The sequence below is a fragment of the Photobacterium nomapromontoriensis genome (genome assembly GCF_050336815.1).
Classification (GTDB): Bacteria; Pseudomonadota; Gammaproteobacteria; order Enterobacterales; family Vibrionaceae; genus Photobacterium; species Photobacterium nomapromontoriensis.
Genome location: NZ_JAKJSL010000053.1, coordinates 39507 through 52741, shown reverse-complemented (window position 1 = coordinate 52741; position 13235 = coordinate 39507). Strand labels below are relative to the sequence as shown.

The following is a 13235-nucleotide window of genomic DNA, read 5'->3' as shown; positions in this document are numbered from 1 at the left end:
GTTCGGGTTGTGTCGCCAGACGCATTGCCCGGTAGCTAAGTTCGGGATCGATAACCGCTGAAAGCATCTAAGCGGGAAGCGAGCCTCAAGATGAGTCATCCCTAGACCTTAAAGGTCTCTAAAGGGTTGTTGAAGACTACGACGTTGATAGGCAGGGTGTGTAAGTGCTGCGAGGCATTGAGCTAACCTGTACTAATTGCCCGTGAGGCTTAACCATACAACACCCAAGGGGTTTTATCTCGAAAGAGAATCGGACTCTGTAAGCACTTGAATGMAGTGTTTGAGAATAACTAGTTACTTTCCATATTGTGAAGATATTCCGCCTACTAAAAGGTAGCGCCGGAATAAAGTTCGATAGCAAGGCAATTTGTGAGTCGAGCGAAGGAGTTTAGCCTGCTAAATGACTGAGCGAGAGAGCAAATAAACACAGCTAGCGGGCTTTATAACCAGCGGAATGTTTTCAAACAGAATTTGCTTGGCGACCATAGCATTATGGACCCACCTGATCCCATGCCGAACTCAGCAGTGAAACGTAATAGCGCCGATGGTAGTGTGGGGTCTCCCCATGTGAGAGTAGGACATCGCCAGGCTCCCAATTGCTTAAGTGCTGAATAGACACGCTGCGGAGCGGTAGTTCAGTTGGTTAGAATACCGGCCTGTCACGCCGGGGGTCGCGGGTTCGAGTCCCGTCCGCTCCGCCACTTTTTAAGACAAAGTTAAGTCTCTAAAACAACTACAGGGGTGTAGCTCCAATTGGCAGAGCAGCGGATTCCAAATCCGCGTGTTGGGAGTTCGAATCTCTCCACCCCTGCCACATTTAAGGCTCTAGCAGAAATGCTGGAGCCTTTTTCGTTTGTGGTGTGTATTGGCAAAGCCGCGGATTCCGCCATACCGAACATCAGCGCATGTTGGGAGTTCGGCTCTCTCCACCCCTGCCATATTTAAGGCTCTAGCAGAAATGCTGGAGCCTTTTTCGTTTGTGGTGTGTATTGGCAAAGCCGCGGATTCCGCCATACCGAACATCAGCGCGTGTTGTGAGTTGGGCTCTCTCCACCCCTGCCATATTTAAGGCTCTAGCAGAAATGCTGGAGCCTTTTTCGTTTGTGGTGTGTATTGGCAAAGCCGCGGATTCCGCCATACCGAACATCAGCGCATGTTGGGAGTTCGGCTCTCTCCACCCCTGCCATATTCAAGGCTCTAGCAGAAATGCTGGAGCCTTTTTCGTTTGTGGTGTGTATTGGCAAAGCCGCGGATTCCGCCATACCAAACATCAGCGCATGTTGGGAGTTGGGCTCTCTCCACCCCTGCCATATTTAAGGCTCTAGCAGAAATGCTGGAGCCTTTTTCGTTTGTGGTGTCTGTTGATAGAGCCGCGGATTCCGCCATACCGAACATCAGCGCGTGTTATGAGTTCGGCTCTCTCCCCCCCTGCCATATTTAAGGCTCTAGTAGAAATGCTGGGGCCTTTTTCGTTGATGGCTGAATTACTTGCTGTAAGTTAGCAAGAGGCGTAGCGTTAATCTTGTAAATAAGTATTAGTCAAAGAAAAGAGTAGCTAATATTGCTATGGAGACGTTTATTGTCTTTATTTTTCATACAAACTTGTCAGTTATATAGTTGGTAACACATGTCAAAAAGCTTTTTGATTAGTTTATTATTCCCGTCTGGGACTGGGTCTGGTGACGTGAGAGAGCTGACTCAGGAGCAAATCTTAAATTGGCAGCCAGCGCAAGGGATTCTATGGTTACATTTGAACTACCGTAATCCAGATGCCCGTCAACTCTTAATGGGAGTTGGTGTGTCAAAAGTGGATACGGAGACCTTACTCTCTGCTGATTCCCGTCCCCGAGTTTTAGTGACAAAAGAACGGATGTTGATGACACTTCGAGGAGTGAATGTTAATCCTGACAGTGATCCTGAAGATATGGTTGCTGTGCGCTTGTATGCAGATGAATGTCGTATAATTACTTCCAGTGATCGCAAGGTGAGATCACTGGCAGAGTTAGCTGAACAGCTACTTAAAGGCGGAGGGCCGACACGCCCGGGAAGTTTTATCTTGGCATTTTGTCGCTCGTTAACTCTTAAAAAAGTCACACTTATCTATAATCTGGAAGATAAGTTAGCAGACTTGGAGGATCAGGTGCTGCAGCAGTCTTCAGCGGAAATACGCACAGAATTAGCCGATCTTAGACGTAAAATTATTACCCTCCGCCGCTATCTCATTCCTCAAAAAGAAGCTTTTTTCGAAGTGATAAACACTCCCAGCTTACTGACGCAGGAAGATAAAATTAATATGCGAGATAACTACAATACCTTGATTCGAGTAATTGAAGATTTGGATGGGATCCGAGATCAGGCGGTAGTGACTCAGGAAGAGCTTTCTAACCAGCTAACCGAGCAGTTAAATAAGCGCTTATATTTTTTATCTCTGATCACCGGTATTTTCTTCCCGTTAAGTTTTTTAACTGGTTTGCTTGGCGTCAATATAGGCGGGATTCCTGGTGTACATGATCCTCAGGCTTTTGCTTGGTTTTGTCTTGGGCTGATGGCCTTATTAGTCATACAGGTTGCCCTGCTGTACAGTTTTCGCTGGCTTAAGCATTAATACCCATCACCATAATGTTTCCTGACAAGTAAATAGCACATCTCAAATCTATACCGAAAACTCGGATCATCTTAGTTGATTGGGGCGAATTTTGTGTTTTAGAAAGAGGTGTTTATTTACAGATAAATAGGAGGATTGTGTGGCTTTACTGGCTATAAACTAACAAAAATGGCTGCAAAACTTATCGCTTAGGTGATATCGTGTGGGCTTTTCCGGTTCAGAAAAAGGGGACTTCAGATGCCACACCTTCGATTTCGAGCAGTTGAATTTGATCAAGTTAAAGCACTTTCTAGCAAGTTAGTGGATGATTTACAGCCACTAATGTTCTGTCCGCGGGAGGATTTCACCTTAGAACATCTCTCTACCACGTTCATTTTTGATGGTGATGTCGCTGAGGTTTATCCGTTTGTTGAGGTGTTGTGGTTTGATCGCGAGCAGGAGATTCAGGATCAAGTGGCGCAAGTGATCACGGTGGCGGTACGCGATCAATTGAAAGACCCAGAATTGGACGTTGCTGTTATTTTTATCCCGTTAACCCCTTCAGCGTATTATGACAACGCTAAGCATTATTAATATTTCCCCCGTTTCGTTGTGCTGTAGGTAGGGTTGATGGCGCGTTATACCAAAGTTATTGCAGGATTAGGTGCTGTTGCTGGCGCTCTGGGGATCAGTGCGTTGAACTGGTCATTTGATGTGGCAGAAACACCTGAAGTGAGTGCAAATGTGCTCGCTCCTCAGTTTTCATATAGCTGTATTCATAGTGATATTGCTTTACCTCTGGATCAAGATGGTGAGATTTCCGTCTTAGTCTGGAATATTTATAAACAACAAAAAGCCAATTGGCGTAGTGAGTTGGACAAGTTTTCGAGTAGTAACAACTTGGTTCTGCTACAAGAAGCGAGTCTCAATACTGACCTTAAGAATTATCTGGATGATTCTGAGTGGAAAGTACGAATGGCAAATGCGTTTAAATTTCTTAATACGCCTGCAGGGGTTATGAATCTATCCTCGGTGAATGCGAAAACCACTTGTGCTTATTTGGCGATGGAGCCCTGGTTACGCTTACCTAAGTCCGCATTACTCTCTGAATTTGCTCTGTCCAATGGCCAAACATTGGCCGTGGTGAATTTGCATGGGGTAAATTTTGCGATGGGGTTGGAGGACTATAAAGAGCAGTTAAATATGCTCAAGGCTGTATTGGAGCAGCATATCGGGCCGATTATTTTGGCGGGCGATTTTAATACTTGGCGGCAGGCGAGGTTAGATGTGGTCGATCAGTTTGCTAAAAGTCTGGGGTTGGTTGATGTGAAGATGGGGAATGATAAGCGGATTAAAGTATTCGGTAAGCCTCTCGATCACCTGTACTACCGAGATCTGAAATTGGTTATGGCAGAGGCACCGCAAACCGATGCCTCTGATCATAATCCGATCATTGCACGTTTTAAGCTGCAATAATCAGAATTGGCCAGACAATGAGCGTCATGACCCAAGGAAGGCCTGCAACAATGATGCATTTTGCACGATCATAGTCTGTCCAGGCGCCGACAGCGGCATAGCTCAGTGAAATATACCAAGGTGCCAGCAATGGAATGGTTGTCGCAAATGCTGACCATGGATTGTTGATCGGTAGCTTCAGTAGGCCATTAACGCTGTTTAAATCAGCGGCGTTAGGCAGAAAATTATTGGTGTTAAATATCACATTCAAGTAGCTGGCTGCGTCCCCGATAATCGCAGGCAGCATGATAAAGCATGATGCGGCGAGCCATTTAGCGTAGCTATGTTGATAGCTGTTACTTTTGGTCGATAAGTGCAGCCAGAGTGCAAGGATAAAGATGCAAGCCGTCCTGCCTGTAACATCACTGAATACCTCACCAGCGAGTAATACTTCTTTTGTTAGCCAGACTTCTTGTACTTGCTGGCCAACAGCTGGCAGTTGAGCCATTAGGGCTTGCTGTAACCATTCCATATCAACATGGTTGAAATAACTTCCCCAGAAAAAGAATGGCCCAATGATGATCATTAGGTAAGGGAGAAACGCCCATTTAGGGCGTTCATGGATAGCGGCAAAACAGTCAATTGGTGAGCGGAATGTATCGAGGACCGCAACAAATGGATTTTTAGAAGGCGTCATACACTTACCTTAGTTACATCAACGTAGAGTTTGAGTTTTTGCCCAGGTTTTAGGTATTTATTACCGCTGATTTGGTTCCACTTGACCACATCTGATACTTTTACCTTGTAACGTTGAGCGATAGTGCTGAGGTTATCCCCTGAACGCACTTGATAATAAACCGTACGGATTACCCCGCCGCTAGCACTTTCTGTCCATAGTGTTAGCTTTTGACCAATGCGAAGTGGCGTATTTTTGCTGATGCCATTCCACTTGGTGAGTTCATTGACCGATATTTTTTGGTTGCGGGCAATGGTCCATAAGCTATCGCCAGATTTTACGGTGTAGTTGGTGCGGTAGCCGTTACCATGACTATGCTGCGTCTTGCTGGCTAAGCGGGTTGCGATCGTATCGCTATCTTTCATCGCGACTGGGATCAGAATGTGTCGACCAACCCGAATATTAGCGCCTGTCATGTTATTTGAGCGCTGGATCTGCTTGGTCGTTGTCTGATATTTATGCGCAAGGACACTGAGGGTATCACCAGATTGGACTTTATAGCGGATCACTTTCATCCCGCGGTGGTCATTTTTAGCAAAGGCAGTATTGAAATTATCAATACGGTTGATTGGTAGTAATAGGTGGCTTGGACCATCTGGCGCAGTGGCCCAATGGTTATAACCCGGATTGAGGCTCTGCATTTTATCCAGAGAGATCCCGGCAAATTTAGCCGCCATAGCCAGATCCATCTGGGTTTTCGGTTTGACTAACTTTACGGCGGGTTTGTTGGCAATGCTTGGGATTTCGATACCGTATTTTTTTTGGTTTTTGATGACGTCGGCAACAGCAAGTAGTTTGGGTACATAGCCACTGGTTTCTTTAGGCAGATCTAAAGACCAGAAATCGGTCGGTTTCCCTGCCGCTTTGTTTTTACGAATAGCTCGGAAAACACGGCCTTCACCTGTGTTGTAGGCGGCAAGAGCATGCAGCCAGTTACCGTCAAATTTACGGTTAAGGTACTCTAATAAATCCAGTGCAGCACGGGTTGATTCAACCACATCACGACGACCGTCATACCACCAGTTTTGCTTTAGACCAAAACTACGTCCTGTTGGTGGCGTGATTTGCCATAAACCCGCAGCACTACCCTGAGAATAAGCAAATTGGTCGAAAGAGCTCTCTACAATAGGTAGCAGGGCTAGTTCGAGTGGCATATTGCGCTTTTCAACTTCGGTTGTGATCAGGTACAAGAATGGTTCAGCACGCTGGGACACGGTTTTTAGGTGGCTAGGATGGCGTAGATACCAGTTTCGGTAATAGCTCACTTCTTTATTATTAGGAATATTAGCGTGCATTTGCATGCTAATGCGTGACCAAGTGTTCTTTTGTTCTTGTGGTGTCGGGACTTTGACTGGGGCAACAACCTGCGGTGCTGGAGTCGCAACTTGCACCGCAAGTTCATTCGTTGGAGGGGTATTTGTCTGCTCTTCAACTGTTTTTGTTGTATTTGTAATTTGGCAACCAGCCAGTAATAGCGCACTCGCTAAAAAAAATCGGGATTTCATGTGTCCAGCCTGTAGCCAAAATAGTTGGAGATAATACTTGTCCAACTACCTTAGTTACAAGTGATGTAGTTCAAAATTCGTCTTTCCAACGGCGAAGAGCGGCGAAGGTCTCGACATCACTGTCATTAACAGCTTTATTTGCAACAGATTTCTTTATACTGGGCTGATCGCAACGAAGAAATGGATTGATTAACTTTTCTTGTTTTAAGGTGCTGGGGATGGTGCTGATTCCTTGTGCCCGTAGACGACTGACGTCTTCTCGATAGCGTTGCAGGTGCGGATTATCTTGTTCAGCGACAAGCGCAAAAGCCAAGTTGCTACTGGTATACTCGTGGGCACAGTAGACGAGAGTTTCATCTGGCAAGGCGGCTAATTTTTGTAGTGAATGAAACATCTGAGCAGCGGTTCCTTCAAATAGGCGGCCGCAACCTGCTGAAAATAGGGTGTCACCACAGAAGAGTTTTTCGTCCCCGACATAGGCTACATGGCCTGCAGTGTGGCCAGGAACACTGATCACCATGAAACGTTCACCAAAAATTTCAACTTGATCACCATCTTCAACCGATTGCGATACGCCAGGTATAGGTTCTGCGACAGGCGCGACAATATTGATCGTTGGGTAGCGTCGCTTTAGTTCGCTGATCCCACCGATGTGGTCATGGTGGTGGTGGGTGATCAGAATGGCATCAAGCTGAAGGTGTTCTTGTTCTAATACGTTGATTACAGCTGTCGCATCACCGGGATCGACAACCACGCAGTGGTTATCTGGACTGTGAATCAGCCAGATGTAATTATCGTTGAATGCAGGTATGCTTTTAATGGTCAGCATAAATTGTTCTCCGGCTTTTTTGTGTGAGCACGTATTGAGTTTGGAATTACTATGAAGCCAGCCCGCATATTAAAACATATTGATCCACCCTATACTTGGTCCCAAGTGGCCAATGGTGAATGGTCAGCAGAGCTACTGCAGGCTCAGCTTGATGAGTGGTGGCCCAAATTATTTGGCTACCACATGTTAAAGCTGGGTGGATTAAGTTGTGAGTTAGTCAGCGGCCATTGTAACATCCAGCACCAAATTTGCATTGATAAGTTCAATCCACTGCATAATGTCGTGGCCGACCCTTTTGCGTTGCCGTTTGTAGAAAAGTCGTTTGATGCCTGTGTTATTGCCCATCAGCTTGATTATTGCTCCGATCCTCATCGGTTATTGCGAGAAATCGATCGGGTGACCGTTGATGATGGTTACATGTTGATCAGTGGATATAACCCTATCAGTCTGCTTGGACTTCGAGGGGTATTACCTTGGAATCGTAAACGTTATCCTTGGAAGGGGCGGATGTTTTTGCCAATGCGGGTAAAAGACTGGTTGGGGGTGCTCAATTATGAGGTGGTATTTCATGAAAATTTTGCCATTCTCCCCGCCACTCGTCACCAAGCTTGCTCTACCTGGGTTGAGGGGATGCTCTCGGATAGTTGTTCACCCGTTGGCAGCATGTATCTTATTGTTGCTCGTAAACGAACGGTTCCTCTAAAGCTGGTTAAACCAACCTGGAAACTGCGGCGCCAATTGACACCGCTGGGGATGAATTACCGGACTAAGGTGAATGACGAGCAATAGTGGCGGAATGCTCAGTGACTAGCCTTAGCTTGCTTGGTAACCGATATCGTCTTCAGTCGGTGATTCTGCAGCGCTTCTCGCCAGTTCGTCACAGCGTTCATTTTCAGGGTGACCTGCATGCCCTTTTACCCAATGCCAGGAGACTTGATGGCGTTGGGTCTCGGTATCAAGGCGTTGCCAGAGATCGGCATTTTTTACCGGTTTTTTATCAGCTGTTTTCCAGCCTCGTTTTTTCCAGTTATGGATCCACTGGGTGATCCCCTGACGGACATATTGACTGTCAGTGGTGAGATCGACCTGACAGGATTCTTTAAGACTGGCCAGACCGACAATTGCAGCCAGTAGCTCCATTCGATTGTTGGTGGTCATGAAAAATCCGCCGCTTAACTCTTTTTCATGCTGTTTGTAACGTAAAACGGTACCATAGCCACCGGGGCCTGGATTACCTAGGCATGATCCGTCTGTGAAAATTTCTACCTGCTTACTCATATTTGGTAGTATTCGCCTTAGTTGAAACCTTTAGTCTGACACAAGCGTAACTATGAAAGCCACTAATGAACGCATAATCGTATTTGATACTGAAACAACTGGTATGAATATGACCGGTCCTCACTATGAGGGGCACCGCATCGTTGAAATCGGTGCGGTGGAAATCATCAACCGCAAGCTGACGGGTAATAGCTTCCACGTCTATATCAGGCCAGATCGTGAGATTGATCCTGAAGCGATTGATGTACATGGTATTACCGATGAATTTTTACGCGATAAACCGACTTATCGTGAGATTCATGACGAATTTATGGCATTTATCCACGGAGCCGAGTTGGTCGCACATAACGCGCCCTTCGATATCGGCTTTATGGACTATGAATTTAGCAAAATAAATGCCTCGATCAGTAAAACAGAGGATATCTGCAAGGTTACCGATACCCTGGCAATGGCCAAGCGCCTATTTCCGGGTAAGCGAAATAACCTTGATGTGCTTTGTTCCCGTTATGGTATAGATAACTCGCACCGTACCTTGCACGGCGCTTTGCTCGATGCCGAAATTCTCGCCGATGTTTATCTGATGATGACTGGCGGCCAGACGTCACTGGCGTTGAGCGCAGGAAGCGAGGAAAGTGATACTGGTACCGAAAATGCGATCCGACGATTAGCGACAGGGAGAAAATCGCTAAAGATCATTCGTGCTTCTGCCGATGAAATACAAGCGCATGAGGCGCGTTTAGATATTATCGCAAAGAAGGGTGACGTCATGTGGCGTCTGTAGGAGTACGATGAAACGATTATGCCTGCTGGTAATGTTACTGCCGATGTTTTCGTGGGCTAACGACAGTACTGCAATGTCGTGGTTAGATAATCGTTTCCGAGTTGATCCAACGATAACGCAGGTTTCGTTTGTTGTTAAACGTGACAGTAACAGTAATTCAGTGGTACTGGTTCGCCCGGATGGTCATAAATACTATTCCTGGCGACATCCTGACAATGTTGCTTGGTATGATGATTCCGGAATGGACATCATTTCGGTTGAAAATCCGATGCCTGGTCCTTGGCAGGCGGTGGGTCAAGTTACACCAAAGAATCAGGTCATAGTATTGTCTGATTTGAAATTGGCTATTGATCATCTTCCTGCCCGGCTCTATCAGTCTGAAACTCTTAAGTTTACCGCCAAACTAACTCAAGCAGGGAAGCCGCTTACCCTGCGCGATTTTCTCGACCGGGTAAAATTGTCGGTAATGTTTTATGAATATATAGAGAATCCTGATGATCAGCCGGAAAAGACCTTACCGACGCCTATTCCACAAGGGGAATTTGCGGATGACGGTACGGGTTACGATGAAGTTGCAGGGGATGGCACGTTTACCGTTGCGATGCAGGTTAATTTATTACCTGGAAAGTATCGGGTAAGGGTTAGCTCCGAAAATGGTATCTTTCTGAGAACGGTTGAGCAGGAGGTTTTAGTCTATCCACCACCGTTAACCGCCAGCTTTATTCAGGGACGAGGCACTAAGGAATACCATCAAGTTGTCGTTAGTGCCGAGGATGGCGCGATTAAGTTAGGTTCACTCGCGGCGCATATCGAGCAGGACAGCTTTGATGGAACCCGAACGATAAGTGAGCAAGCGGCTTTAAGTGATGAGGATAGCTTAGATGTCTGGCTACCTAATGGACAAAAGCCTGGGCGTTATACGTGGTCGGGTTGGTTGTATGCGACTGATAATTTTAGTAATCGTGAACTTATTTTCCAATTACCGAAAAGTCATTTTGCTGTGGCGGCTGAGTTACAGCTGGATCGCAATTTAGAAATTTATCGTGAACAACAAGAGGCGAAAGCTCGGCTTGCTGAGATCGCGCAGGTGGAAGCCGATCGTCAAGCGGCAAGATCAACGGCGGTGAAAATTATTGCTGCGGTGAATCTGATTGTGGTTGTGCTGGTGGTTCTTCTGGTCGTGCTGTGGCGTAAACGTCGAGTGAAGAAAATAGTGACGGAGATAAAACTCGATATACCCGGTTAAGAGAGGGCGGTTTCGGTTCAGTATAAACGATATGATGAAGTAAAAAGGGAAGCATTCGCTTCCCTTTACTGTTTTATGATTGCCATTTATCTGCTGGCTGGTAATCAGGCTGCAATTTCTTTTGGTGTTGCCTGGTAAGGTTTTGCCGCTAGATCTTGTGGATCAAAGTCATCGACATTGATAGTACGTAGTCGTCCCTCTTCTGCTCGGCGTAATAAGTCGGCTTCATCGGTATTGATGACGTTGAGAGCAAGCCCTGTTTCAGCCACCTTATCAAGTTGCATAAAGGGTATCTTCTTACCTGCCGCCTGACAGACACGATCATAAATCGGCTCGGCGGCCAGAATATCTTTCAGAGCCTCTTCAATCATACCAACCGCATTATTTTCGCATGCTTCTAGGAACTGATAACGGCCAATCCGGTTACGGGTATCACTCGGCGTCTGGATGATACGAGCGAGTTTGTGATCCAGTTTATCGGATGGACGAACCCGACCGAGACCCAGAGGGAAGATCAGGGCCCGCAGTACTGCTGCAACGGGGCGATTCGGGAAGTTACGCAGGAACTCATCCAGCGCTTCTTGTGTTTGGTACAGTGCATCCTGTAGGCCCCAGTGTACGAGCGGTAGATCTTCTTTTTTACTCCCTTCATCATTAAAACGTTTTAGTGTCGCAGAGGCAAGATACAGCTGACTTAGCACGTCACCCAGTCTGGCTGAAAGTCGCTCTTTGCGTTTTAGTGATCCCCCCAAGACGGCCATTGAAATATCGGCCAGTAGGGCAAGATTGGCACTGTAGCGGTTGAGTTGTTGATAGTAGCGAGTGGTCGCGTCTTTGCGTGGGGCTGATGAACCTCGTCCGTCGATAAGGCCGAGCCAGAAAGCACGGACCATATTACTGATCACAAAGCCGACATGGCCAAATAGGGCTTGGTCGAAGGTGGTTAGCGCTTGCTCTGCATCGTCGTTATAGGCGGCATTCATCTCATCAAGTACGTAGGGGTGACAACGAATGGCCCCTTGACCGAAGATGATCATTGAACGAGTGAGGATATTCGCGCCTTCAACCGTGATGGCAATTGGCGCGCCTTGGTAGCTGCGGGCAAGAAAGTTACTCGGCCCCATGCAGATCGCCTTTCCTCCGGCTACATCCATCGCATCAATCACACCGCGTTGTCCTCTGTGGGTGCAGTGATATTTGACAATAGCAGATATCACCGAGGGTTTTTCACCCAGATCAATACCGGCAACCGTTAAGGTACTGGCCGCATCCAATACGTAAGCATTACCTGTGATACGTGCCAGTGGCTCTTCAATCCCTTCCATTTTACCGATGGGGAGTTTGAACTGACGGCGGATACGGGCATAAGCACCAGTCGCCATGGCGACAGTTTTTAAGCCTCCTGTTGAGTTAGACGGGAGCGTGATCCCTCGACCCACAGACAGGCACTCTACCAACATACGCCAGCCTTGCCCTGCCATTTCTTGGCCACCAATAATGAAGTCGATAGGAACAAAGACCTTATCACCTTGGGTTGGGCCATTCTGAAATGGTAGGTTTAGCGGGAAGTGACGACGACCAATGTCAACCCCGTCAAGATCGGTTGGGATCAGGGCACAGGTGATGCCCAGATCTTCATTATTTCCAAGTAGGTGATCCGGATCATAGAGTTTGAAAGCTAGCCCAAGCACGGTTGCCACCGGTGCGAGGGTGATGTAACGCTTATTCCATGTCAGCTCCATGCCGAGTACTTCTTCATTTTGCCACATGCCTTTTTTCACGATGCCGAAATCAGGGATGGAGCCCGCATCAGAGCCGGCTTCTGGGCTGGTAAGGGCAAAACAGGGTATCTCTTTCCCTTCGGCTAGACGCGGCAGGTAGTGTTCTTTTTGATCGGTTGTGCCGTAGTGCTGTAACAGTTCACCCGGGCCGAGTGAGTTAGGTACGCCAACCGTTGATGACAATACTCCAGATACGCCAGTGAGTTTCTGTAATACCAGTGATTGGGCATAGGCAGAAAACTCAAGCCCGCCATATTCTTTTTTAATGATCATGGCAAAGAACTTGTGATCTTTTAAGTACTGCCAAATTTCAGGCGGGAGATCAGCCAGCTCGTGGGTGACCTGGAAATCATTGGTCATCTTGCATACTTCATTAACTGGGCCATCCAGAAATGCCTTTTCTTCAGCGCTCAGGCGTGGTGTGGGAATATCATGCAGTTTATTCCAGTCAGGTGCACCACGAAAAAGGTCAGCTTCCCACCACACGGTGCCTGCATCAATGGCTTCTTTTTCGGTGCGAGACATTTCAGGCATCACACGTTTAAAAGCACTAAGAGCTGGTTTACTGAGTAATTTTCGACGCAAGGATGTGAGGTTAAGTGGAATAGCTATCAGTAAGAAAGCTAGCCAACTGTATTGACCAGTAATATTAAGCAGGGAGCCAAGGGTTAATGTAACCACAAGGGTAATAGTAAAAGTGCGTAAGTTGGCACGGTGATAGGCGAGCGCCCCGGTTATACCAACCAGTCCGAGTAGATACACAAGTGTAACCATGTTCAATCTCCTTATTCAGACGCGATATTTTTATTATTTAGGTACATTTTATGCTTGGTAAGAGGTCTAACCACTTGTGATAATTGTAAGTGATTTTTTAATTAAATGTGAAATTAATTTCCATTCTGAAAGGACGCAGTTACGTAAAGATGGCGTGTCAGGCTATGTACCGAAAGGGATTGATCGAGATCAGCGAGAGAATAAAAACAACTTGCTAAAAAAACTCATACAATTAACATGTGATCTTGTTCACGTATTTGTGGTTG

General features: G+C 46.6%; 11 protein-coding genes, 2 tRNA genes and 2 rRNA genes. 10 read left to right on the top strand and 5 right to left on the bottom strand.

Annotation, left to right across the window (positions count from 1 at the left end; genetic code table 11):
* The 7 genes from L4D12_RS21720 to L4D12_RS21690 all read left to right on the top strand — a co-directional run.
* A 23S ribosomal RNA gene (locus L4D12_RS21720) occupies window positions 1-217 on the top strand; the annotation flags it as partial.
* A gap of 257 nt (window positions 218-474) precedes the next feature.
* Window positions 475-590 (top strand): 5S ribosomal RNA (gene rrf / locus L4D12_RS21715).
* A 34-nt stretch (window positions 591-624) separates the two neighbouring features.
* Window positions 625-701: transfer RNA gene (locus L4D12_RS21710), tRNA-Asp, on the top strand.
* A gap of 36 nt (window positions 702-737) precedes the next feature.
* Window positions 738-814: transfer RNA gene (locus L4D12_RS21705), tRNA-Trp, on the top strand.
* A gap of 813 nt (window positions 815-1627) precedes the next feature.
* Window positions 1628-2605, top strand: a complete 978-nt coding sequence (locus L4D12_RS21700; protein WP_428449921.1) for a zinc transporter ZntB — start codon at window positions 1628-1630, stop codon at window positions 2603-2605.
* Window positions 2606-2842: 237 nt separating this feature from the next.
* Window positions 2843-3178 carry a DUF1904 domain-containing protein gene (locus tag L4D12_RS21695; protein ID WP_428449920.1) on the top strand — a complete coding sequence of 112 codons (336 nt, stop codon included), beginning with the start codon at window positions 2843-2845 and terminating at the stop codon, window positions 3176-3178.
* A gap of 36 nt (window positions 3179-3214) precedes the next feature.
* A complete protein-coding gene (locus tag L4D12_RS21690) occupies window positions 3215-4060 on the top strand; it encodes an endonuclease/exonuclease/phosphatase family protein (protein WP_428449919.1) in 846 nt (281 codons plus the stop codon).
* Here the strand turns inward: L4D12_RS21690 and L4D12_RS21685 are convergent.
* The 3 genes from L4D12_RS21685 to gloB all read right to left on the bottom strand — a co-directional run bounded on the left by L4D12_RS21685 (window position 4047) and on the right by gloB (window position 7109).
* Complete coding sequence (locus tag L4D12_RS21685; protein WP_428449918.1) at window positions 4047-4736, bottom strand: YIP1 family protein; 690 nt, start codon at window positions 4734-4736, stop codon at window positions 4047-4049. The two genes, L4D12_RS21690 and L4D12_RS21685, sit on opposite strands and share 14 nt — an antisense overlap.
* Complete coding sequence (locus L4D12_RS21680; RefSeq protein WP_428449917.1) at window positions 4733-6280, bottom strand: lytic transglycosylase; 1548 nt, start codon at window positions 6278-6280, stop codon at window positions 4733-4735. Before L4D12_RS21680 ends, L4D12_RS21685 begins: the two co-directional genes overlap by 4 nt.
* 70 nt (window positions 6281-6350) lie before the next feature.
* Window positions 6351-7109: a hydroxyacylglutathione hydrolase gene (gene gloB / locus L4D12_RS21675; RefSeq protein WP_428449916.1), complete on the bottom strand. Its 759-nt coding sequence runs from the start codon at window positions 7107-7109 to the stop codon at window positions 6351-6353.
* A gap of 51 nt (window positions 7110-7160) precedes the next feature.
* Here gloB and L4D12_RS21670 point away from each other — a divergent pair, with 51 nt between their 5' ends.
* On the top strand, window positions 7161-7898 hold the full coding sequence (locus L4D12_RS21670; protein ID WP_428449915.1) for a methyltransferase domain-containing protein: 738 nt from the start codon (window positions 7161-7163) through the stop codon (window positions 7896-7898).
* A 24-nt stretch (window positions 7899-7922) separates the two neighbouring features.
* Here L4D12_RS21670 and rnhA read toward each other — a convergent pair whose 3' ends face one another.
* Complete coding sequence (gene rnhA, locus L4D12_RS21665) at window positions 7923-8387, bottom strand: ribonuclease HI (RefSeq protein WP_428449914.1); 465 nt, start codon at window positions 8385-8387, stop codon at window positions 7923-7925.
* Between the two features lie 52 nt (window positions 8388-8439).
* Between rnhA and dnaQ the strand changes: the two genes are divergently transcribed.
* Window positions 8440-9168: a DNA polymerase III subunit epsilon gene (gene dnaQ / locus L4D12_RS21660; protein WP_428449913.1), complete on the top strand. Its 729-nt coding sequence runs from the start codon at window positions 8440-8442 to the stop codon at window positions 9166-9168.
* Between the two features lie 7 nt (window positions 9169-9175).
* Window positions 9176-10414: a TIGR03503 family protein gene (locus L4D12_RS21655; protein ID WP_428449912.1), complete on the top strand. Its 1239-nt coding sequence runs from the start codon at window positions 9176-9178 to the stop codon at window positions 10412-10414.
* Between the two features lie 104 nt (window positions 10415-10518).
* On the opposite strand, the gene fadE is transcribed toward L4D12_RS21655, so the two are convergent.
* Window positions 10519-12969, bottom strand: a complete 2451-nt coding sequence (fadE, locus tag L4D12_RS21650; protein WP_428449911.1) for an acyl-CoA dehydrogenase FadE — start codon at window positions 12967-12969, stop codon at window positions 10519-10521.
* Window positions 12970-13235: the final 266 nt, after the last annotated feature.

Coding starts and splice junctions, on each gene's coding strand:
- L4D12_RS21700 (WP_428449921.1), top strand. CDS start 1,628: ATGTCAAAAAGCTTTTTGATTAGTTTATTATTCCCGTCTGGGACTGGG.
- L4D12_RS21695 (WP_428449920.1), top strand. CDS start 2,843: ATGCCACACCTTCGATTTCGAGCAGTTGAATTTGATCAAGTTAAAGCA.
- L4D12_RS21690 (WP_428449919.1), top strand. CDS start 3,215: ATGGCGCGTTATACCAAAGTTATTGCAGGATTAGGTGCTGTTGCTGGC.
- L4D12_RS21685 (WP_428449918.1), bottom strand. CDS start 4,736: ATGACGCCTTCTAAAAATCCATTTGTTGCGGTCCTCGATACATTCCGC.
- L4D12_RS21680 (WP_428449917.1), bottom strand. CDS start 6,280: ATGAAATCCCGATTTTTTTTAGCGAGTGCGCTATTACTGGCTGGTTGC.
- gloB (WP_428449916.1), bottom strand. CDS start 7,109: ATGCTGACCATTAAAAGCATACCTGCATTCAACGATAATTACATCTGG.
- L4D12_RS21670 (WP_428449915.1), top strand. CDS start 7,161: ATGAAGCCAGCCCGCATATTAAAACATATTGATCCACCCTATACTTGG.
- rnhA (WP_428449914.1), bottom strand. CDS start 8,387: ATGAGTAAGCAGGTAGAAATTTTCACAGACGGATCATGCCTAGGTAAT.
- dnaQ (WP_428449913.1), top strand. CDS start 8,440: ATGAAAGCCACTAATGAACGCATAATCGTATTTGATACTGAAACAACT.
- L4D12_RS21655 (WP_428449912.1), top strand. CDS start 9,176: ATGAAACGATTATGCCTGCTGGTAATGTTACTGCCGATGTTTTCGTGG.
- fadE (WP_428449911.1), bottom strand. CDS start 12,969: ATGGTTACACTTGTGTATCTACTCGGACTGGTTGGTATAACCGGGGCG.